This is a genomic window from Actinosynnema pretiosum, from assembly GCF_002354875.1.
Lineage (GTDB): Bacteria > Actinomycetota > Actinomycetes > Mycobacteriales > Pseudonocardiaceae > Actinosynnema > Actinosynnema auranticum.
This window is the reverse complement of record NZ_CP023445.1, coordinates 5,876,361-5,896,244: the sequence shown is the minus strand read 5'-3', so window position 1 is coordinate 5,896,244 and position 19,884 is coordinate 5,876,361. Positions and strand designations below refer to the sequence as shown.

Below are 19,884 nucleotides of genomic sequence, written 5' to 3'. Positions count from 1 at the left end.
TGAGCGGCCGGGGGCGCTTCCTCGGCGCCCCCGGCCGCCTGCCCCCGCGCTTCGCTAGGCGCAGCTCGCCAGCAGCGCGGGCACCAGCAGGACCAGCACGTTCACCGGCCAGTAGCTGCTCGCCCTGCTCCCGCTGAGCTTGAACAGCACCGCGTTCAGCAGCAGGAACACCAGCAGCACCGGGGTGAGCAGCGACAGCGGCGCCGCGACGTCCGGCGGGTCCGACGGTCCGGGGCCCGCCAGGTCGACCAGCAGCGCGAACCCCCACGCGAGCGGCAGGGCGGAGACCACGCCCAGCACCGCGTTCGCCACCAGCGCGACCGGGAACGGCCAGGCCCTGCGCTTCTCGGTCATCCCCACACCACCACGGTACGACGGATCGGCGTCGACGTGGGGCGGTGTCGGACAACTCCGGTCGGCGTGCCGCCGACCGCCCCGGCCGGGAGCGCGCGCGAAGATCACCACCCCCGCGCGTGCCGCGCCCCACATCGGTTAGCCTCCCCTAAGGAACGAAGGGGAGGTGCGGTGTCCCGGTCGGTGGTGCGGTCACTGGGTCTGCTGCTGGCTCTCGCCGCGCTCGCGCTCGTGGTGGCGCTGAGCCTGTGGGTCGGCACCAAGAGCATCCCGTTCACCCAGACCTGGTCGCTGCTCCAGGCCGATGACGGCTCGGGCGACGCCGCGATCATCCGCGACGTCCGCGTCCCCAGGGCCGCCCTCGGCCTGCTGGCGGGCGTCTCCCTCGGCCTGAGCGGCGCGCTGATGCAGGCCCTCACCCGCAACCCGCTGGCCGACCCCGGCCTGCTGGGCGTGAACATGGGCGCGGCGGCGGCGATCGTCACCGCCATCGCGTTCCTGGGCATCACCTCCGCCTCCGGCTACCTCTGGTTCTCCCTGGCCGGCGCGGCGGTGTCCGCCGTCGCCGTCTACGTCCTCGGCGCGACCGGCCGGGGCACGGTCACCCCGGACCGCCTGGTGCTCAGCGGCGCGGCGCTGACCGCCGTCCTCTACGCCTACACCTCCGCCGTGCTGCTGCTCAACGCCCAGACCTTCCAGTCCTTCCGCTTCTGGAACGTCGGCTCCCTCGCGGGCCGCACCGCCGAGACCGTCTGGCAGATCGCCCCCCTGGTCGTCGCGGGCGTGCTCACCGCGCTGCTGCTGGGCCGCAGCCTCAACGCGCTGGCGCTGGGCGAGAGCACCGGCCGCGCGCTGGGCGCGAGCCCCACCCGCACCCGCGCCCTCGGCGTCGTCGCGATCACCCTCATGGCGGGCGCGGCCACCGCCGCCGCGGGCCCCATCTCGTTCCTGGGCCTGACCGTCCCGCACATCGCCCGCGCCGCCGCGGGCACCGACCAGCGCTGGGTCCTCGCCTACTCGGCGGTCCTGTCCCCGGTCCTGCTCCTGGGCGCCGACGTCGTGGGCCGGGTCGTCATCGCGCCCCAGGAGGTGGAGGTCGGCATCGTGACCGCGCTCCTGGGCGCCCCCGTGTTCATCGCGCTGTGCAGGCGCAGGAAGCTGGCGCAGCTGTGACCCGAGTCCTGCGCGCGGGCCCGCTCTCCACCAGGGTCAGCCCCCGCTCCCTCGCCGTGACCACCGCCCTCGCCGCGCTGGCCCTGGCCGCGACCGTCACCACCCTGGTCACCGGCGACTACCCGCTCACCCCCGTCGAGGTCCTCACCACCTTCCTCGGCCAGGGCGACCCGTTCTCCGACTTCGTCGTGCTCACCCTGCGCCTGCCCAGGCTCCTCACCGGCTTCCTGGTCGGCGCGGCGCTGGCGGCGTCCGGCGCGATCCTGCAGAGCCTGTCCCGCAACCCGCTGGCCAGCCCGGACGTCATCGGCTTCACCCAGGGCGCGGCCACCGGCGCGATCGCCGCCACGGTCGTCTTCCAGGCGAGCATGACCGCCGTCGCCACCTCGGCCGCCGTCACCGGCCTGATCACCTCCGCCGCCGTCTACCTGCTGGCGCTGCGCGGCGGCGTCCAGGGCTTCAGGCTGGTCCTGGTCGGCATCGGCGTCAGCGCGATGATGCTGGCCGCCAACTCGTTCCTGCTCACCCGCACCTCGCTGGAGAGCGCGCTCGCCGCGCAGGCGTGGCTGGTCGGCGGCCTGAACAACCGGGGCTGGGGCCACGTGCAGGTCCTCGCCGCCACCCTCGTGGTCCTGCTCCCGTGCGCGCTCGCGCTGGCCCGCAGGCTGGCCCTGCTGGAGATGGGCGACCTGACCGCGACGGGCCTGGGCGTGCCCGCCGAACCGACCCGGCTCGCGCTCCTGGCGCTCAGCGTCGGACTGGCCGCCGTCGCCACCGCCGCCGCGGGCCCCATCACGTTCGTGGCGCTGGCCGCCCCCCAGCTGGCCCGCCGCCTCACCGGCTCGCCCACCCCGGTCCTGGTCGCGTCCGCCCTCACCGGCGGCCTGCTCCTGCTGCTGGGCGACTTGGCCGTGCAGAAGCTGTTCCCGACCTCACAGCTGCCGGTGGGCATCGCCACCGGGGCCATCGGCGGGCTCTACCTCGTGTGGCTGCTGGCCGCCGAGTGGCGGAAGGGGAGCGGGCGATGACCCGGTTGCGCGGCGAGGACCTGACCCTGGCCTACGACGAGCGCCTGGTGGCGGAGCACCTCGACGTCGCCGTCCCGGACGGCTCGTTCACCGTCATCGTCGGACCCAACGCCTGCGGCAAGTCCACCCTGCTCAAGGCGCTCGCGCGGATGCTCAAGCCCACCTCGGGCACGGTCCTGCTCGACGGCGCGGCGATCTCCTCCTACCGCTCCAAGGAGGTCGCCCGCAGGCTCGGCCTGCTCCCGCAGACCTCCACCGCCCCCGGCGGCATCGTGGTGGAGGAGCTGGTGGCGCGCGGCCGGTACCCGCACCAGCGGCTGCTGCGCCAGTGGTCCGAGGACGACCAGCGGGTGGTCGCCGAGTCGATGCGCCTGACCGGTGTCGCGGAGCTGGCCGACCGGCCGGTGGACGAGCTGTCCGGCGGGCAGCGCCAGCGCGTGTGGCTGGCCATGGCCCTGGCCCAGCAGACCCCGATCCTGCTGCTCGACGAGCCCACCACGTTCCTGGACGTCGCCCACCAGGTCGAGGTGCTCGACCTGTGCGCCGACCTGCACGAGGACGGCGCGCACACCCTCGTCGCGGTGCTGCACGACCTCAACCAGGCCTGCCGCTACGCCACCCACCTGATCGCGATGAGGCCCGGCCGGGGCGTGGTGGCCCAGGGCGACCCGAGCGAGATCGTCACCGCCGAGCTGGTGGAGGACGTGTTCGGGCTGCGCTGCCGGGTCATCCCGGACCCGGAGACGGGGACGCCGCTGGTCGTGCCGCTCAAGCGCGAGCGCAAGGGGCTGGTGAGCGGGGACGCCGCCTGAGGGGCGTTGAGGGCGCTGAGGGTGCCGAGGGCGCTGGGGGCCTTGCCGAGCCGGTGCTGCCCGAGCGCGTCCCGTCGGGCAGGATGGGACCCGACGGGGGAGCACGTCCCCCCAGTCTGAACGTATAGCACACCGGGGGGCTTGCGGCAAGGCCCAGGCCCTGGCGCACAATCACCCGCCGAGGTCGGAACCTGCTGGTGAGGGGCACGTGGCTGCACGAGGGTACGAAGAAGAACTGGACGCCGAGCGCGCCCACGTCGCGGAGCTGTACGCGCGGCTCGACGCCGAGCGCGCCCGCGTCCGGGCCGAGTACGACAACGCCCTGATGGGCAACGGCGGCAACAGCGGCTCGCTCGTGGAGCGCGACACCGAGGTCCGCTCGCTGGGGCGGGAGGTCAAGCGGCTGGACGTGGCCGACAACGGCCTGTGCTTCGGCCGCCTGGACGCGATCACCGGTGAGCGCTCCTACATCGGGCGCATCGGGCTGTACGACAAGGACGACGACTACGAGCCCGCGCTGCTGGACTGGCGCGCGCCCGCCGCCCGGCCGTTCTACGTGGCCACCGCCGCGAACCCGGAGGGGATGCGCCGCCGCAGGCAGTTCCACACCAGGGGCCGCAAGGTCGTCGACTACACCGACGAGGTCCTCGGCCGCCCCGGCGACCAGGAGCGCGGCGACGCGGCGCTGCTGGCGGCGGTCAACGCGCCGCGCGGCGAGGGGATGCGCGACATCGTCGCGACCATCCAGGCCGAGCAGGACCGCATCATCCGGCTGGCGCACGACGGCGTGCTGGTCATCGAGGGCGGTCCGGGCACCGGCAAGACGGTCGTGGCGCTGCACCGCGTCGCGTACCTGATGTACACCCAGCGCGAGCGCATGGAGCGGCACGGCGTGCTGGTCGTCGGGCCGAACCCGGCGTTCCTGAACCACATCGGCCGGGTGCTGCCGTCGCTGGGCGAGTCGGACGTGGTGTTCACGACCACCGGCGGGTTCGTGCCGGGCCTGGTCGTCACCGCCGAGGAGCAGGACCCCGAGGCGGCGCGCGTCAAGGGGTCGCTGAAGTTCCTGGAGGTGCTGGCGGCGGCGGTGGCCGACCGGCAGACGCTGCCCGAGGAACCCCTCGAGGTCCGGATGGGCGGGCACGACCTGCTGCTCGGCCGGGACGTGGTCGAGTGGGCCCGGCAGGAGGCCCGCGACAGCGGCCTCCCGCACAACGAGGCGCGGTCGACGTTCACCGAGATCCTGACCTACGTGCTCACCGAGCGGGCCATCGCCCGGATCGGCAAGGGCTGGCTCACCCGCGACAACAAGGAGGCGTGGGAGCGCACCCGCCGCGAGCTGCTCAAGGAGCTGGCCGACGACGACTCGTTCACCGCGCTCGTCGACCGGTTCTGGCCGAAGCTGACCCCGGCGTCGCTGCTCGCGGGCCTGTACTCGTCGCCGGAGCGGCTGCGCGCGGCGGGCGCCGACGTGGAGCTGCTGCTGCGCGAGCGCGGCAACGCCTGGACCGTGTCGGACGTGCCGCTGCTGGACGAGCTGGTCGACCTGCTCGGGCGCGACAAGGCCGACGACGCGGCGGCCGAGGCGGCGCGCGACCGGGAGGCCAGGTTCGCCGAGGGCGTGCTCGGGATGCTGGTCGAGCGCGCCGACATGATGGACGACGAGGACCACCTGATCGCCTCCGACCTGGTGGACGCCTCCGACCTGGCCGAGCGGTTCGAGGAGCGCGACACCAGGGACCTGGTCGAGCGGGCCTCCGCCGACCGGGACTGGACGTACCGGCACGTCGTCGTGGACGAGGCGCAGGAGCTGTCCGAGATGGACTGGCGGGTGCTCATGCGGCGCTGCCCGAACCGGTCCTTCACCGTCGTCGGCGACCTGGCGCAGCGCCGCTCGCCCGCCGGGGCCGACTCGTGGGGCGCCGTGCTGGACCGCTACGTGCCGGGCCGGTGGGTGTACCGGGAGCTGACGGTGAACTACCGCACCCCGGCCGAGATCATGGCCGTGGCGGCGTCCGTGCTGGCCGGGTTCGCGCCGTCGGTGCGCCCGCCGGAGTCGGTGCGCTCGTGCGGCGTGCCGCCGTGGGCGCGGCGCGTGACGCCCGAGCAGGTCGCCGAGGCGGTCGCCGGGTTCACCCGCGCCGAGGAGGGCCGGGAGGGCACCAGCGTCGTCATCGGCCCGCCGGACGTGCCGGGCGCGGTGGCGGCCTTGGAGACCAAGGGCCTGGAGTACGACGCGGTGCTCGTCGTCGAGCCGGAGCGCATCCTCGCCGACGGCGACCGGGGCGCGGCGGAGCTGTACGTGGCCCTGACCCGCGCGACGCAGCGCTTGGGCGTCCTGCACACCGCCCCGCTGCCACCGTCGCTGTCGGGCCTGGTGGAGGTCGAGGACCCGCTGACCGCGCGGTAGCCGCCGGTCCGCCGCGAAGGCCCGTCCCGGACGCGGGCCGGGCCTTCGCGCGTTCCCGGCGGCGCAAGGCCCTCCCGCCTGTCGAGACGCCCCCGAAGCGGCCGACCGCCCACCCCGCGCGCGCGGCCTACCGTGGAAAGCCGACCCGTCGACGAGTCGGGAGGGGTTCCCCGTGAACAGCGCACGTGCTGGTTTGCGCCGTCGAGACCTGCTGCGCGGGGCCGCCGCGGGCGGCGTCGCCCTGGTCGGGCCACCGGGCCTCGCCGCCGCGCGGGACGGCGAGGCGTCGAACGCCCTCCGGCGGTTCACCGCGACCGAGGGCACCAACATCACCGCCGCCCTCTCCCCGGACGGCCGCACCATCGCCATCGACCTCTACACCCGCATCTGGCTCCTGCCCGCGTCCGGCGGCAGGGCCCGCCCGCTCACCGACCCCGAGCAGGACGCCACCCGCCCGCACTTCTCCCCGGACGGCCGCAGCCTGGTCTTCCAGTCGTACCGCGACGGCAACTTCCACCTGTGGACGATCGGCGTCGACGGCCGCGGTCTGCGCGAGCGCACCTCCGGCGGGAGCGACCACCGCGAACCCCGCTTCTCCCCGGACGGCCGCACCATCGCCTACTCCGGCGACGCGGGCGCGGACGGCTACCGCCTGTGGCTGCTCGACCTGGCCACCGGCCGCACCACCCGCCTCACCACCGGCCCGGACGACGACGGCGAACCCGCGTTCAGCGCCGACGGCCGCCACCTCGTCTGCACCGCAGACGGGGCCGCGATCGACCGGATCACCCTGGACGGCGGAACCCGCACCCGCCTCGTCCAGCCGGTCACCGGCACCCGCGTCCTCGCCCCCGGCCTCACCCCGGACGGCCGCCTGGTGCACACCGCCTTCGCCGGGCCCGCCACCTCCCTCGTCGTCGACGGCCGGGTGGTCGGCGCCGACGAGGACCTGTTCGGCTCCAGCCCGCAGTGGCTCGGCGCGGCCCTGCTGCACACGGCGGACGGCGGCCTGCGCGTCCGCGACCTCACCACCGGGTCCACCCGCGCCATCCCGTTCGAGGCGACCGTCGAGCACGCCCCGCACGTGGACCGCCCCGCGGCCCGCCCGGTCGACCGGAAGTCCGGCCCGGTCAAGGGGATCGCGAGCCCGGTGCTGTCGCCGGACGGCCGCGAGGTCGCGTTCCGCGCGCTCGGCGCGCTCTGGCTGCTGCCCCTGGGCGGCGAGCCGCGCGCGCTCGTGGACGACGGCTCGTTCGCCTCCGACCCCGACTGGGCCCCCGACGGCTCCGCACTGGTCTACACCAGCGACCGCACCGGCACGCCCGCGCTGTGGCGGCACGACCTGGCCACCGGGACCGACACCCGCCTCACCGACCTCCCCGGCGCGCAGCTCACCCCCAGGATCGCCCCGGACGGCGAGCGGATCGCGTTCCAGGACGAGGACGGCGCCACCTGGGTGCTCTCCGGCGGCGTCGCCACGCAGGTCCTGCCCGCGCTGTTCCAACCCGGCCGCCCCACCTGGTCCCCGGACGGCCGCACGCTCGCGCTCGCCGCCGTGAAACCGCTCTCACGCCGCTACCGCGAGGGCGCGAACCAGATCCTCACCGTCGCGCTCGACACCGGCGAGGTCCGCTACGCCGAGCCGCTGCCGGGCAAGTCCCTGTCCACCAGGGGTGACGACGGCCCGGTGTGGTCCCCGGACGGCCGGTGGCTGGCGTTCGTCGTGGAGAGCGCGCTGTGGGTCGTCCCGGTCGACGCGCGCGGCGCGCTCACCGGCGACCCGCGCCGGATCTCGGCCGGACCGGCGGACGCGCCGTCGTGGAGCGGCGACTCGAAGTCGTTGCTGCACCTGGAGAACGGCGTCCTGGTGCGCACCGGCCTCGACGGCCGCGCCCGCCGCTCCCGCGTCCCGCTCACCTGGTCAAGGCCCCGCGCCGAGGGCCGCAAGGTGCTGCGCGCCGGAGCGCTGTGGGACGGCCGCGCGAGCACCCCGCGCCGCGACGCGGACGTGCTCATCAACGGCGACCGCGTCGAGTCCGTGCACGACCGCCGCGCCTGGCCGGGCCTGGAGGTCGTGGACGCCTCCCGGTTCACCGTGCTGCCCGGCCTGGTCGACGCCCACAACCACTGGCACCTGCGCGGCAGGCAGTGGGGCGACCGGCAGGGCAGGTTGTGGCTGGCCTACGGCATCACCACCACCCGCTCGCCCGGCGACCCGGCCTACCAGATGGTCGAGACCAGGGAGGCCCTCGACGCGGGCAAGCGGATCGGCCCGCGCTACCTGGCCACCGGCGAGGCCGTCGACGGCAGCCGGGTGTACTACAACTTCATGCGCCCCACGACCAGCCCCGAGCAGGTCGACCTTGAGCTGTCGCGCGCGATCGCGCTGGAGTACGACCTGGTGAAGACCTACGTCCGCCTCCCGGTCGCCGCCCAGCGCCGCGCCGTCCGGCTCGCCCACCGCGCCGGGCTGCCGCTCACCTCCCACTACCTGTACCCGGCGGTCGGGATCGGCATGGACGGCATGGAGCACGTCGGCGCCACCAACCGCCTCGGCTACTCGCACACCAACACCCGCCTCGGCCGCGCCTACCGGGACGTGACGGGCCTGTTCGCCGCCTCCGGCATGTCGATCACCACGACCCTGTTCCCGGCGGCGGTCCTGCACGGGGAGGACCGGTCCCTGGTGCGCGACCCCAGGACCGCCGCGCTGTTCCCGCCGTGGGAGTACGCGCGGTTCGAGCAGGAGGCCGAGGGCTACGCCCAGGACACCCCGGCCAACCGGCAGACCAGGGAGGTCCTGCGCGGCAACGCCCAGACGCTGCTCGCCGTGCACCGGGGCGGAGGGCTGGTGCTGGGCGGCACGGACGCGCCGCTGGACAAGGTCGCGGTCGGGCTGCACCAGAACCTGCGCGGCCTGGTCGCGCACGGCTTCACCCCGCACGAGGCGCTCACGACGGTGACCGCCAACCCGGCCCGCTGGCTGGGGCTGGCCGACCGGATCGGCGTGGTGAGACCGGGGGCGTGGGCGGATCTCGTCGCCGTGGAAGGAGATCCGCTGCGCGACATCACCGCGGCCGCGAACACCCGGCTCGTGGTGACCGGCGGGGTGGTGCGCACCCCGGAGGAGCTGATCGGGCCGTTCGCGGGCGCCCGGCCGGCGTCGACCGGGACGACCGGGCTGGGCGCGCCGCTGCCCAGCGCGGACCCGGACCTGTTCTGGTGGCACGGGGAACCGGAGTCGGCGGCGCACGTGTGCCACTGACGCCGACCGGTGCGGCCCGGCCGCACCGGGTCAGGCCGCCGGACCCAGCAGGAAACCGCCGTCGGCCACGAACTCCGAGCCCGTCGCGAACCGCGCCCGGTCCGAGGCCGCGAACAGCACGAAGTCCGCGATCTCCGCCACGTCCGCCCGGCGCGGGACGGGGAAGTCGTCCACCGGCACCAGCTCCACGCCGTCCGGCCCGTACGCCAGCGGGGTCTCGATGATGCCGGGGTGGACCGCGTTGACCCGGATGCCGTCACCGGCCAGCTCCACCGCCGCCGCGCGCAGCAGGCCGCGCAGCGCCCACTTGCTGCTGCTGTAGGCGACCAGCCCCGGCGCGGCGGCCAGGCCCGCGATCGAGTTCACGTTCACGATCGACCCGCCGCCCGCCCGCCGCATCGACGGGGCCACCGCGCGGACGCCCAGGAGCGCGCCGGTGAGGTTGACGTCGAGCACCTGGCGGAAGTCCTCCAGCGGGATGGACTCGGTGGTGCCGGTGCGCAGGTGGGCGGCGTTGTTGACCAGGACGTCGACCGGGCCGAAGCGCTCCTCGGCGCGGGTGACGGCCTCGGTCCAGTCGGACTCGCTGGTGACGTCGAGCCGCACGCCCAGCGCCGGGCCGTCGAGCGCGGCGGCCAGCTCGTCGAAGCCGGTCCTGGCCGCGACGACGGTGTTCGCGCCCGCCGCGGCGAACCCCGCGCACAGCTCGGCGCCGAGCGCGCCGGTCGCGCCGGTGACGAGGACGGTCTTGCCGGTGAAGTCGTGCACGGCGAACTCCTTGGTGCGCAAGGGTGTGGCGGGATTCAGCGGACGTCGTCGGCGTCGGTGGAGCCTGCCAGCTCGCGGCCCGCCTCCAGCGCCGCGAGGCGGTCGCGCAGGGCGGCGGTGGCGAGGGCGTAGGCGTCCGAGCCCAGCGTCAGGCGCAGCGGCGCATCGGCGCGGTCGGCGGAGTCGACGATCGCCGCGGCGATCTTGACCGGGTCGCCGGGCGTGGGCAGGGGCGGCAGCTCGCCCGCGACGACGCGGCGCAGCTGCCCGGAGGGGCCGTCGGCGTACTCGGGCAGCGGCGCCCCGAAGACCGCGCTGCCACCGCCGAAGTTGGTGCGGGCCAGGCCGGGCTCGACGATCGTCACGCCGATGCCGAACGGCGCCAGGTCGGACGCGGTGGACTCCCAGAAGCCCTCGATGCCCCACTTGGTGGCGTGGTAGAGGCTCATGGCGGGGAAGGTGATCTGGCCGCCGACGCTGGCGATCTGGAAGATCCGGCCGCCGCCCTGGCGGCGCAGGTGCGGCACGACCGCGCGGCCGAGCTGGATGGACGCGGTGAGGTTCGTGGCGACCTGCCGGTCGATCTGCTCGTCGGACAGCTCCTCGACCGCCCCGAACAGGCCGTAGCCCGCGTTGGACACGACGACGTCGATCCGGCCCAGCTCGGCGAACGCGCGGTCCACGACCTCGCGCTGGCGGGCGGTGTCGGTGACGTCGAGCGCGGCGCGCCAGAGCCGGTCGCCGTGCTCGGCGGCCAGGTCGTCCAGGGCCTCCGGTCGGCGCGCGGTGGCGGCGACCCGCTCGCCGCGCGCCAGGAGCAGCGCGGTCAGCTCGCGGCCGAAGCCGGAGGACGTGCCGGTGATGAACCAGGTGCGGGTCATGGTGTGCGCTCCTCGGTAGGTAACTAACTAGGTACATTCCTACACGGTGCGGACGCGGATGTAAACACCTGGTTGGTTATGTACGATCGGCCCATGCCACCTGACGCGACCGAGACCAAGCGCCGGCTCATGGCCGCGGCGATCGAGGAGTTCGCCCGGTACGGGCTCGCGGGCGCCCGCGTCGACCGCATCGCCGAGACCGCGTCGGCGAACAAGCGGTCGATCTACATGCACTTCGGCGCGAAGGAGGAGCTGTTCGACCTGGTCGTCGCCGAGACCATGACCGAGCTGGCGCGGGCGGTGGTGATCGACGCGACCGACCTGCCCCGCTACGCGGCCGAGCTGTTCGACCGCCTGGAAGAACGCCCGCAGGTGCGGCGGCTCTACCTGTGGGCGGGCCTGGAGCGGCAGCGCCCGGTGGACGCGGAGGTCGCCGAGTACCGCCGCAACGTCGCCGCCATCGCGGCCGAGCAGGCGGCGGGGCGGGTGCGCGCGGACATCCCGGCGGTGGAGCTGATGGCGATGGTGATCGCGCTGGTCATCAGCTGGGACACCGCGTCCTGGTCGCTGAAGTCCCTGGGGGAGGAGGCGGGCGCGCAGGCTGCGGACCGGAGCGCGGCGGTGTCGGCGGCGGTGGCGGGGCTGATCCGGCCGGTGTGAGGACCCTCGGCCTGCTCCCGGCGGGGTGGTGAGCGGGCCAGGGCGCGGTCACCGGGACTGTCGGACCCGCCGGGTACGGTGCCCGCGCACCGAGGCGGGGGAGTGGGCAGTGGACGTCGGGGAAGTCGTGGACCGGTTGTTCGAGCGGTTCGCCGCCGGGCGGTTCGGCGCCATCGTCACGGTGCAGGACCGCGAGTCCGAGGACCGCTGGGTGCAGCTGTGCGACAACTCGATCAACCTGCCCCACCCCGCCGATGTCCCGCCCGACGAGCTCCTCGAACCGCTCGACCTGTTCGGCGACCTGCCGTGGGAGGTCGAGAGCTGGGAGCCGAACAGCTACGCCACGATCGACTGGGGACCGGTCGGCGACGACGGGGAGACCGCCGCGATGGCTGCTGCCCTGAAGGGCGCCCTGGAGCGGGTGCTGGTCCACCTCGGGCTGCCCGCAGACTCGGAGCGCTGGGTGGTCACGGAGGGGTGACCCCGTCCGCGACCTCGTACGAGCGGACGGAGAGGCGCAGTTCGTCGTTGGGCGGCGCGAAGTCGATGGTCAGAGCTTCGAGCACCGTGCCGATCGGCGGGTAGTCCGGCTCGGTCACCGCCGTCCCGCCCTCGCCCAGCATGATGAAGTCGATGAACGCCGCGACCTCGCTGGCGGGCTCGATCACGGAGGCCTCCACGCCGAACCGCCCCCGGTGACCGGTGACCACGCAGCGCACCACCTGGAACTGCCCCAGCCCGCTGAGCTCCCAGAGCTCCTCCACGGGCCTGGAGAAGAGCTTCGCCCGCGCCCGGCTGCCACTCCCCGTCGTCGGGCCGTCGCCAGGCGGTGGGGCGCCCGCGGCGGAGGCGCCACCCCGGCTCACGGGGTCCACCGCACGGCCTGCTTGCCCGCTGCCCCCACGACGTGCCCCACGATCATCCCGCCGCCCGCCCCCGAAGCCACCGAACCCGTCGTGCCGGACGGCGCAGGCAGCGTCGTCACGCCGCCCGCCGAGCCCCAGCGCACCGCGACCTCCGCCGCTGCGCCACCGGCCTGGCCGAACGCGCCGCCTGCCCCGTCCAACCCGGTCACCGACCCGTCCGTGCGCCCCGGCGGCAGCGGCAGCTCCACCGGCGTCCCGTCCGCCGCCCACGCGACCGGCCGGGACGCCTCGCCCTGGTCCTGCGCCCAGCTGCCCACCGACCGGCCCGACGCGTCCACGTCCGCCACCACCGCCGCGGTCCAGCCCGGTCCGCCGCGCAGCTCCACGACCGAACCGCCCGCGCCCCACCGGAAAGCCCGCAGGGCGAACTCCGCGTCCCGGTGGCTCGCCACCACGTGCTCGCCGTCGATCCCGGCCGTGCGCAGGTAGTCCTGGCTGGTCACCCCGAGGTCGGTCGCCACGCCCGCCGCGTCCCAGCGCATCGCGCGGTACCGCCCGTCCGCCCCCAGCGCCGCCCCGGACACGTTCCCGGCCTCGTCCACCGACGTCGCCCGGCTGTCCCGCGTCCCCAACCCCGGCAGCACCCGCAGCGCCCCCGAGGTGTCCCAGGTGGCGGCGTGCGTGACCCCGCTGCCGTCCGTGGTGTTCCCGACCGCGAGACCCGCGCCGTTCACCGCGTCCACCGTGCTCTGCCCGCCACCGGCGATCTGCGGCAGCCGCACCACCCGCCCGTCCGCCTCCCACCGCACGGCGTTCACCCACGTCCCGCGCACGTTCAGCACGCCCGCGCCGCTCGCGTCCACGCCGACCGGGAACGACCGCGACACCGGCACCGGCGGGAACTCGCGCACCGAACCGCCGGCCCAGCGCACCACCACCCGCGCCCCGTCCGCCCGGACCGCCCAGCCCAGCGCGACCCCGGAACCGTTGACCACCACCGCTTCCGCGTCCCGACCGGGGGTGAGCGGGGCGAGGACCTCGAAGCCCGAGGGGGCCGCCACCGCCGGTGTCGCCGAGGTTGCCAGGACAGCCGCCACGACGACCGCCGCACCGCGGAGTCTGCTGCTCAACTCGTCCTCCCGCTGCCGCACCGGGGACTCCGGTCCGGAACCCCCACGACACCCACCCTGGCGCAGCGCGGTGGTGACGGGAAGAGGGAGCGGCGCAGGGTGCCCGAAGGCTCGCGCGCGCGTGCGGAAAAGGGCGCCGGGCGTCGGTGCGGAATATCCCGGCACGACACGGGACAGCGCGGGACGGCGCGGGAGAAGGGGCCGGAGACGGACCCACCGGGCTCGGGGAAGGTTTGGCAACCACCCGGTCGGTCCGCCTCCGGCGAACCCCGCCCCCCGGTTCCGACTCCACGCCGTCGGCCCTGGGACGGGGACGTTCAGCGAACGGGACGGCCACTCCACCTGCCGTTCCGCTCGCTTCGAGGGTGACAACGGCGGGGTGGGGGCGGACCTGAGGGCTTCACCCGACCGACCGGGCGAAGATCGCGGCGGAACGGGGTGAAAAGGTGCGCGGGAAAAGCGCGCGGTGCTATACATGACGATTGCGCGTTGTTTTCCAACAATCGCTTGAACGTCCTTGAAGAATTATAGCACAAGGGGGCAAGAGTGGTTCGGTCGAATTCGCCGGAAACGGGAAAAGCGCAGGTGGGCGACCCTTCGGTGGAACTGGCCGCGGAGCGCGCGAGGTCCGCCGAGCGGTACCGGCGGCTGGACGCCGAGCGAGCCGAGACCCGGCGCCGCCTGGACGCCGTGCTCGCCGACCACACCGACCTGCCGTGGCAGCGCGAGGTGGCCGTCCGCACCCTCACCGACCGGCTCGCCGGGCTGACCGCGGCCGACAGCGGGTTGTGCTTCGGGCGCACCGACCACGCGGACGGCGGGACCACGTACGTCGGGCGCACCGGCCTGGCCGACGAGGAGCAGGGCACGCTGCTCGTGGACTGGCGCGCCCCCGCCGCCCGGCCGTTCTACACCGCGACCGGCGCGCGCCCCGAGGGCGTCACCCGGCGGCGGCACTTCCACGGCAGGGGGCGGGTGCTGGAGGAGTTCCACGACGACGAGCTGGGAGCCGACCGGTCCTCGCTGCTGCGCGCGCTGGCCGCGCCCAGGGACGGCGGGATGCGCGACATCGTCGCGACCATCCAGGCCGAGCAGGACGAGGTGATCCGGTCGGAGCACCGGGGCGTGCTGGTGGTCGAGGGTGGTCCGGGCACCGGCAAGACCGCCGTGGCGCTGCACCGCACCGCGTACCTGCTCCACACCCACCGCGACCGGCTGTCGCGCTCCGGCGTGCTGCTGGTCGGCCCGAACCCGCTGTTCCTGCGGCACGTCGGGCGGGTGCTGCCGTCCCTCGGGGAGAACGACGTCGTGTTCGCCACGCCCGGCGAGCTGTTCCCCGGCGTGGTCGCGGTGGCCGAGGACGAGCCCGCGGTGCGCGGCCTGAAGGGCGGGCTGGGGGTGCTGGACGTGCTGCGCGAGGCCGTGGCCGACCGCCAGGAGCTGCCGGACGACCCGCTGCCGGTGGAGCTGGAGGACGTCACCGTGTCCGTGACCGCCGCCGTGGCGGAGGTGGCGCGCGCCCGGACCCGCGAGCTGGGGCTGCGGCACAACGCGGCCAGGTCGGCGTTCCACCGGCACCTGGCCGAGGCGCTGGTCGAGCCCGCCGTGGCGCTGATCGGCTTCGACTGGCCGGAGCTGGTCGCCGACGTGCGCCGGGAGCTGCGCGCCCACCCGGCGGTGCGCGCGGCGGCGGACCTGCTGTGGCCGGAACTGACGCCGCAGCGCCTGCTCGCGGACTTCTGCGCTGGCCGCTGCCTGGCGCTCGGGTACCCGGAGCTGCACCGGGAGCGCGGTGACGCGTGGACGGTGTCCGACGTGCCGCTGCTGGACGAGGCGGCGGAGCTCCTGGGCGACGACGGCTCGGCGACCCGCGCGGCCCGCGCGCGGCGACGCGCGGAGGTCGAGTACGCGCAGGGGGTGCTGCACGTCATCGACACGGACGCGGCGCTGCACGAGGAGGAGCTGCGCGCCGTCGACCTGGTGCACGCCGAGTGGCTGGCCGACCGGCACGAGACCCGAGACCACCGCTCCCTCGCGGAACGCGCCGAGGCCGACCGGGAGTGGGTGTACGGGCACGTGGTGGTGGACGAGGCGCAGGAGCTGTCCGAGATGGACTGGCGCGTCCTGATGCGCCGCTGCCCGTCCCGGTCGATGACGATCGTGGGGGACCGGGCGCAGCGGCAGTCGGAGTGCGGCACGGCGGACTGGGGGCGGACGCTGGGGCCGTACGTGGCGGACCGGTGGGCGCACCGGACGCTGACGGTGAACTACCGCGGCACCGAGGAGATCATGACCCTGGCCGCCGAGTCCTTGGCGGAGGCCGATCCGACAGCCGTGCCACCGACGTCCGTGCGGCACGGCGAGCAGCCCTGGTTCGCGACGGTCGCGGGGGCGGACGAGCTGGAGGCTCTGATCGCTCGGGCGCGCCCGCAGGACGGCACGTTCGCCGTGATCACCCCGGACGGCCCGCTCACCCCGAAGCGCGCCAAGGGTTTGGAGTTCGACGACGTGCTGGTGATCGACCCGCACCGGATGACCCCGGCCGAGCGGTACGTGGCCCTGACGCGAGCGACCCGCAGGCTCGGCGTCGTGCGCATCGGGGGAGGGGCAGGGGGAGACGGGCGGGGGAGAGGTAACTGAGGAGAGGCGGCTGAGGAGAGGCGATGGGGGAGGGGTGACGGGGGAGGGGTGACGGAAGCGGGAGACGGGAGTGGCAGACGGGAAGGCGGTGAGAGGGGGAAGGGCTTGTGGTGACTGATGGTTGCGGCGACCGGAGCGGCGGGGCGGCGGGGCGGCTGGGCGGCGGGTTGGTGACTTGGTCCGGCGGTGCGGGCCGATGACTTGGTCCGGTGGTGCGGGTTGGTGACCTGCTCCGGTGGTGCGGGTTGCTGTTCGGGTGGTGTCGCTCTGGGTTATCGGTTCGGCCGTGCGGGGGAAATATCCCCCCGATGCATAACGCGGGTGGGCACCGGGCATCCCAGGGTCCCCACCAACCGGTCCAGACTCCATTCCTCCCCGGCGATCCCTCCGCCACAGGGGAAGGAGTACTGGCCACCGCTCGAAGAGGAGCGAGACCATGGGCCACAAGCGAGACCTCATCGACGTCCTCAGCGGTGACGAGTTCGACCAGCCCTCACCCTTCGGCCTGATCTACCCGGTTCGCACCAGCGACGGCGGCTACCCGCCCGACCAGCGCGGCCGGACCTGGGAGTACCTGTTGGCCTGTGGCCGCGACCTGCGGCCCACGATCAACTCGTGACCCGCTCGACCACGAGCCTCTCGCGGTCCACGACGGTTCCTGCTTCACGCACAACGAGTTCTGCCCCGGCCACGACGGAAGACCCGCGCACCCGTGCTCAGCCCGGCGCGCGTGCGCGGGTCTGGCGGTAACCTCCTTCACGCCCAGGCCACTGTGGCCGACAACGGTGACTGTGGCCGACAAGGGTGACTGTGGCTGGTAATGGTGACTGCGGCCTGCAATGGCAACTCCGGTTGATAACGGTGACTGCGACCGACAACAGCCACTGCGGCTGACGCGGTGACTGGCGGCCGAGAGCTGTAGCCGGCGGTCGAGAGCTGTGGCTGCGGCTGGTTGTGTTTGCGGTAGGCGGCTGGAAGGCGTCGACCGCACTGCCCGAGTTGTCGCACACGGGAGTTGTTGCGCCCGAACCTGTTCCGGGCTTGGCCCCCGGCCACGCGCGACCGTTCCGGTACCGCGTTCGTGACCCCCTGCGACGCTTTCGCCCCCCACCCCTGGCGCATCCTGCATCGCTGGCATACCCCGGATCGCTGGCACGCCTCGCATCGCTGGCATACCCCGGATCGCTGGCACGCCTCGCATCGCTGGCATACCCCGGATCGCTGGCATACCCCGGATCGCCGGCACACCCCGCATCCCCGGCACACCCCGCATCCCCGGCACACCCCGCATCCCCGGCACACCCCGAATCGCGGAGCAGCGCCAGACCGGCGCACCTGGGCTGTTGCCCCGGCTCAGGTTGTGATGTTCCGCCGGTTCGGCCGGGTGGTCTGGTGGTCACGGTTGAGCGTTGGTCCGCGGGCGTGAGCCGTGGGGTGGGGTGAGCCAGATCAGGTGGAGTTTCACTCCCTTCTCGTCCCTCGCCAGCCGGGTGAACGTGGTCAGTGCGCTTTCCGGGCTCGCCGAGCACGTGCGGAAGTCGCCGTCCGTCGACGACACCTCCGCCCTGTCCTGGAAGGCCATGCCGTAGGCCGCCACCCAGCCCTCCTGGGTCTCCGGGTACTCGTGGGCTATCGCGAACAGCTGCGGGGCTTCCTCCGCCGCCAGGGTGGCCAGCCACCACGACTGCGCGGTCGGGGTGGCTGGGGTGGCGGAAGCAGTGGGTCGGTGCATGGGACGCCCTTCGGGATCAGCGGGTTCTTCGGTATCGGCGGGCGGTGCGTGCCGGCTGGGCCACTTGTCGGGAGTGGGCCGGTGCTGTTCAGTTTACCGGGGGATTTGAACCGCGCACATGAACCTGAAGGGTGAACTTCGGGGGCGCGCGATAGGCTCTCGCCGTCCCGAACCCCTGGAAGGGCGCATGCCGAGCACTCAGACGCGGTCCAAGCGGAAGTTGGGGAGGAGGCTCGCCCAGCTCCGGGTGGACGCCGGGCGGCGGCCCGAGGAGATCGCGCTGGCGCTGCGGAAGTCCGCCGGGCTCGTGTCGAAGATCGAGAACGGGCACGTCATGCCCGACTACCCCACGCTCCAGGTCATCCTCGCCCAGTGCGGGGTCACGGACGCCGTCGCGCGCCGGGCCGTCGAGGAGCTGTGGGAGGAGGCCAGGAGCAGCGCCAAACCGGTTGAGGTCTCCCCTGGGATGTCCTTGAAGTACCGGGCCTACCTGCGGGCCGAGGCGGACGCGGCCGAGGTGCTGACGGTGGAGCAGACCCTGGTGCCCGGACTGCTCCAGACGAGCGCCTACGCGGCGGCCGTGCAGCGGACCACGTTGCGGGCGGTGGCGGGCGACGGGGCCAGGAAGGCCGTCGAGTCGCGGATGGCGCGGCAGCGGCGGGTGCACGCGGAGCGCGACCCGCTCGTGGTGCGCGCGGTGGTGGACGAAGCGGTGGTCCGGCGGGTGGCGGGTGGGAGCGAGGTGATGGTGGAGCAGCTGCACCACCTGCTCGTGCTCCAGGAACTGCCGAACGTGACCATCCAGGTGATCCCGTTCGAGCGCGGGCTCTACACCGAGATGGTCAGCCCGTTCGTGCTGCTCAACTACCCCGACCCGGTTGAGGACCCGCCGCTGGTCTACGTCGAGCACCGGGGTGGCGGGCAGTGGGTCGAGGACGGTGGGGAGGTCCGGGAGTTCCTGGGCGCCTTCACCCGGAACGCGGAGGTGGCGCTCTCGCCCGAGGAGACGAGCGCGTTCATCCGGCGGGAGATGGAAGGGCTGGGCGCGTGATGGGCGGGACGGTGCGGTGGCGGCGCAGCAGTCGCAGTGGGCCGGACAACAACTGCGCCGAGGTCGCGCGTGTCGGCGACGGACGCGGTGACGGTGGCAGCGGTGACGGTGGCAGGGGCGGCGTTCTGGTGCGGGACAGCAAGTGCCCGGACGGTGGCGTGCTGGAGTTCCCCGGCGCCAGTTGGGCCGGGTTCCTCGCCTCGCTGCGGCGCTGAACCGCGGGATCAGGGGCGGTGGCCACCTGAGCCACCGGAGCCACCACCGGCGGCCACCGCCCCTCACCCCAGGAAGTGCCTCCTCAGCGCGGGCGCCAGCGCCTCCGCGGGCACCCCGTGCCACTGCCCCGGCAGCTCCAGGTACTCCCCGGCGCCCAACCCCCGCGCCGCCGCCCGAGCCCACCCCCGCAGCCGCTCGTCGCTCGACCCGCTCGCCACCACCAGCGCGGGCACCCCGATCGACCCCAGCGGCGGCGGGTCGGCGGTCACGGTCAGGTCGTACACCAGGGTGTGCGCCAGCGCCTCCAGCCCCGGCCACACCGGCGACTCGCGCACCCCCACCAGCAGCTCCGCGGGCACCCCGATCGTGCGCTGGAAGTGCTCCACCGCGTCCCCGCGCCGCCCGGCCGCCACCAGCGCCCCCACCTCGGCCGCCAGCAGGCCGTCGTCGGGCTCGCCGGACAGCGGCGGCTCCACCAGCGACACCGCGGGCACCGGCAGGCCCGCCGCCACCGCGCGCAGCGCCAGCACCGCCCCCGACGAGTGCCCGTGCAGGAACGCGGGCCCGCCGACCGCCTCGATCAGCGCCCCGACGTCCTCGACCTCGCGCGCCACCGAGTACGGCAGCACGTCGCCGCTCTCCCCGCGCCCCCGCCGGTCGTACGAGAGCACCGAGAAGTGCTCCGACAGCGCGACCGCCAGCTCCGACGTCCCGCCCATCCGGTACGAGCACGCCCCGCTCACCAGCACCACCAGCGGGCCCGAGCCGATCAGGTCGTACCCGATCCGCGTCCCGTCCCGCGACACCACCTCAGCCATGCCGGAAAGCTACCGAGGACCCCCGACAGGGAGCGGGGCCGAGACCGTCGCCTGATCAGGCGACATCGGTCCCGGCCCCG

Annotated in this window: 18 protein-coding genes; 11 read left to right on the top strand and 7 right to left on the bottom strand. The window is 74.4% G+C overall.

The genetic code is table 11. The annotated features are described in order from the left end of the window. Positions 1-54 precede the first annotated feature (54 nt). A complete protein-coding gene (locus tag CNX65_RS24920) occupies positions 55-354 on the bottom strand; it encodes a hypothetical protein (RefSeq protein ID WP_096495937.1) in 300 nt (99 codons plus the stop codon). Positions 355-525: 171 nt separating this feature from the next. Between CNX65_RS24920 and CNX65_RS24915 the strand changes: the two genes are divergently transcribed. The 5 genes from CNX65_RS24915 (at position 526) to CNX65_RS24895 (ending at position 9,042) form a co-directional block, all read left to right on the top strand. Next, complete coding sequence (locus tag CNX65_RS24915; protein WP_096495936.1) at positions 526-1,527, top strand: FecCD family ABC transporter permease; 1,002 nt, start codon at positions 526-528, stop codon at positions 1,525-1,527. Continuing rightward, the gene (locus CNX65_RS24910) at positions 1,524-2,555 is read left to right on the top strand and encodes a FecCD family ABC transporter permease (RefSeq protein WP_096495935.1); all 1,032 of its coding nucleotides are present in this window, start codon (positions 1,524-1,526) and stop codon (positions 2,553-2,555) included. The genes CNX65_RS24915 and CNX65_RS24910 overlap by 4 nt, the downstream gene beginning before the upstream one ends. Further along, positions 2,552-3,367 carry an ABC transporter ATP-binding protein gene (locus CNX65_RS24905; protein ID WP_096495934.1) on the top strand — a complete coding sequence of 272 codons (816 nt, stop codon included), beginning with the start codon at positions 2,552-2,554 and terminating at the stop codon, positions 3,365-3,367. Before CNX65_RS24910 ends, CNX65_RS24905 begins: the two co-directional genes overlap by 4 nt. Positions 3,368-3,575: 208 nt before the next feature. Further along, entirely contained in the window at positions 3,576-5,777 is a 2,202-nt protein-coding gene (gene helR / locus CNX65_RS24900; protein WP_177154342.1) for an RNA polymerase recycling motor ATPase HelR, read from the top strand. Between the two features lie 172 nt (positions 5,778-5,949). After that, on the top strand, positions 5,950-9,042 hold the full coding sequence (locus CNX65_RS24895) for an amidohydrolase family protein (RefSeq protein WP_096495933.1): 3,093 nt from the start codon (positions 5,950-5,952) through the stop codon (positions 9,040-9,042). Between the two features lie 30 nt (positions 9,043-9,072). Here the strand turns inward: CNX65_RS24895 and CNX65_RS24890 are convergent, their stop codons facing one another. Then, positions 9,073-9,810, bottom strand: coding sequence for an SDR family NAD(P)-dependent oxidoreductase (locus tag CNX65_RS24890; RefSeq protein WP_096497986.1), 738 nt, complete (start codon positions 9,808-9,810; stop codon positions 9,073-9,075). Between the two features lie 35 nt (positions 9,811-9,845). Then, positions 9,846-10,691: an SDR family oxidoreductase gene (locus CNX65_RS24885; RefSeq protein WP_096495932.1), complete on the bottom strand. Its 846-nt coding sequence runs from the start codon at positions 10,689-10,691 to the stop codon at positions 9,846-9,848. 93 nt (positions 10,692-10,784) lie between these two features. Here CNX65_RS24885 and CNX65_RS24880 point away from each other — a divergent pair, with 93 nt between their 5' ends. Both CNX65_RS24880 and CNX65_RS24875 read left to right on the top strand, forming a co-directional pair. After that, complete coding sequence (locus tag CNX65_RS24880; RefSeq protein WP_232519996.1) at positions 10,785-11,351, top strand: TetR/AcrR family transcriptional regulator; 567 nt, start codon at positions 10,785-10,787, stop codon at positions 11,349-11,351. A 109-nt stretch (positions 11,352-11,460) separates the two neighbouring features. Next, positions 11,461-11,832 carry a hypothetical protein gene (locus CNX65_RS24875; protein ID WP_096495930.1) on the top strand — a complete coding sequence of 124 codons (372 nt, stop codon included), beginning with the start codon at positions 11,461-11,463 and terminating at the stop codon, positions 11,830-11,832. On the opposite strand, the gene CNX65_RS24870 is transcribed toward CNX65_RS24875, so the two are convergent. Together CNX65_RS24870 and CNX65_RS24865 are read right to left on the bottom strand one after the other, a co-directional pair. Beyond that, on the bottom strand, positions 11,819-12,217 hold the full coding sequence (locus CNX65_RS24870; RefSeq protein ID WP_157767838.1) for a hypothetical protein: 399 nt from the start codon (positions 12,215-12,217) through the stop codon (positions 11,819-11,821). The two genes, CNX65_RS24875 and CNX65_RS24870, sit on opposite strands and share 14 nt — an antisense overlap. Further along, a complete protein-coding gene (locus CNX65_RS24865) occupies positions 12,214-13,347 on the bottom strand; it encodes a hypothetical protein (protein ID WP_157767837.1) in 1,134 nt (377 codons plus the stop codon). Before CNX65_RS24865 ends, CNX65_RS24870 begins: the two co-directional genes overlap by 4 nt. 600 nt (positions 13,348-13,947) lie before the next feature. Here CNX65_RS24865 and CNX65_RS24860 point away from each other — a divergent pair. Both CNX65_RS24860 and CNX65_RS24855 read left to right on the top strand, forming a co-directional pair. Then, on the top strand, positions 13,948-15,987 hold the full coding sequence (locus tag CNX65_RS24860; RefSeq protein ID WP_232519995.1) for a UvrD-helicase domain-containing protein: 2,040 nt from the start codon (positions 13,948-13,950) through the stop codon (positions 15,985-15,987). Positions 15,988-16,423: 436 nt separating this feature from the next. Further along, positions 16,424-16,606, top strand: coding sequence for a hypothetical protein (locus tag CNX65_RS24855; RefSeq protein ID WP_015803751.1), 183 nt, complete (start codon positions 16,424-16,426; stop codon positions 16,604-16,606). A gap of 777 nt (positions 16,607-17,383) precedes the next feature. On the opposite strand, the gene CNX65_RS24845 is transcribed toward CNX65_RS24855, so the two are convergent. After that, positions 17,384-17,719 (bottom strand): hypothetical protein, encoded by a 336-nt coding sequence (locus CNX65_RS24845; protein ID WP_096495925.1) that lies wholly within the window; start codon positions 17,717-17,719, stop codon positions 17,384-17,386. 187 nt (positions 17,720-17,906) lie between these two features. Here CNX65_RS24845 and CNX65_RS24840 point away from each other — a divergent pair, with 187 nt between their 5' ends. Both CNX65_RS24840 and CNX65_RS24835 read left to right on the top strand, forming a co-directional pair. Next, positions 17,907-18,770, top strand: coding sequence for a helix-turn-helix domain-containing protein (locus tag CNX65_RS24840; RefSeq protein WP_177154341.1), 864 nt, complete (start codon positions 17,907-17,909; stop codon positions 18,768-18,770). After that, positions 18,770-18,985: a DUF397 domain-containing protein gene (locus CNX65_RS24835; RefSeq protein WP_096495923.1), complete on the top strand. Its 216-nt coding sequence runs from the start codon at positions 18,770-18,772 to the stop codon at positions 18,983-18,985. Before CNX65_RS24840 ends, CNX65_RS24835 begins: the two co-directional genes overlap by 1 nt. A 63-nt stretch (positions 18,986-19,048) precedes the next feature. Here CNX65_RS24835 and CNX65_RS24830 read toward each other — a convergent pair whose 3' ends face one another. Next, positions 19,049-19,804 (bottom strand): alpha/beta fold hydrolase, encoded by a 756-nt coding sequence (locus tag CNX65_RS24830; protein ID WP_096495922.1) that lies wholly within the window; start codon positions 19,802-19,804, stop codon positions 19,049-19,051. Positions 19,805-19,884 lie beyond the last annotated feature (80 nt).

Coding starts and splice junctions, on each gene's coding strand:
- CNX65_RS24920 (WP_096495937.1), bottom strand. CDS start 354: ATGACCGAGAAGCGCAGGGCCTGGCCGTTCCCGGTCGCGCTGGTGGCG.
- CNX65_RS24905 (WP_096495934.1), top strand. CDS start 2,552: ATGACCCGGTTGCGCGGCGAGGACCTGACCCTGGCCTACGACGAGCGC.
- CNX65_RS24885 (WP_096495932.1), bottom strand. CDS start 10,691: ATGACCCGCACCTGGTTCATCACCGGCACGTCCTCCGGCTTCGGCCGC.
- CNX65_RS24880 (WP_232519996.1), top strand. CDS start 10,785: ATGCCACCTGACGCGACCGAGACCAAGCGCCGGCTCATGGCCGCGGCG.
- CNX65_RS24855 (WP_015803751.1), top strand. CDS start 16,424: ATGGGCCACAAGCGAGACCTCATCGACGTCCTCAGCGGTGACGAGTTC.
- CNX65_RS24845 (WP_096495925.1), bottom strand. CDS start 17,719: ATGCACCGACCCACTGCTTCCGCCACCCCAGCCACCCCGACCGCGCAG.
- CNX65_RS24840 (WP_177154341.1), top strand. CDS start 17,907: ATGCCGAGCACTCAGACGCGGTCCAAGCGGAAGTTGGGGAGGAGGCTC.
- CNX65_RS24835 (WP_096495923.1), top strand. CDS start 18,770: ATGGGCGGGACGGTGCGGTGGCGGCGCAGCAGTCGCAGTGGGCCGGAC.
- CNX65_RS24830 (WP_096495922.1), bottom strand. CDS start 19,804: ATGGCTGAGGTGGTGTCGCGGGACGGGACGCGGATCGGGTACGACCTG.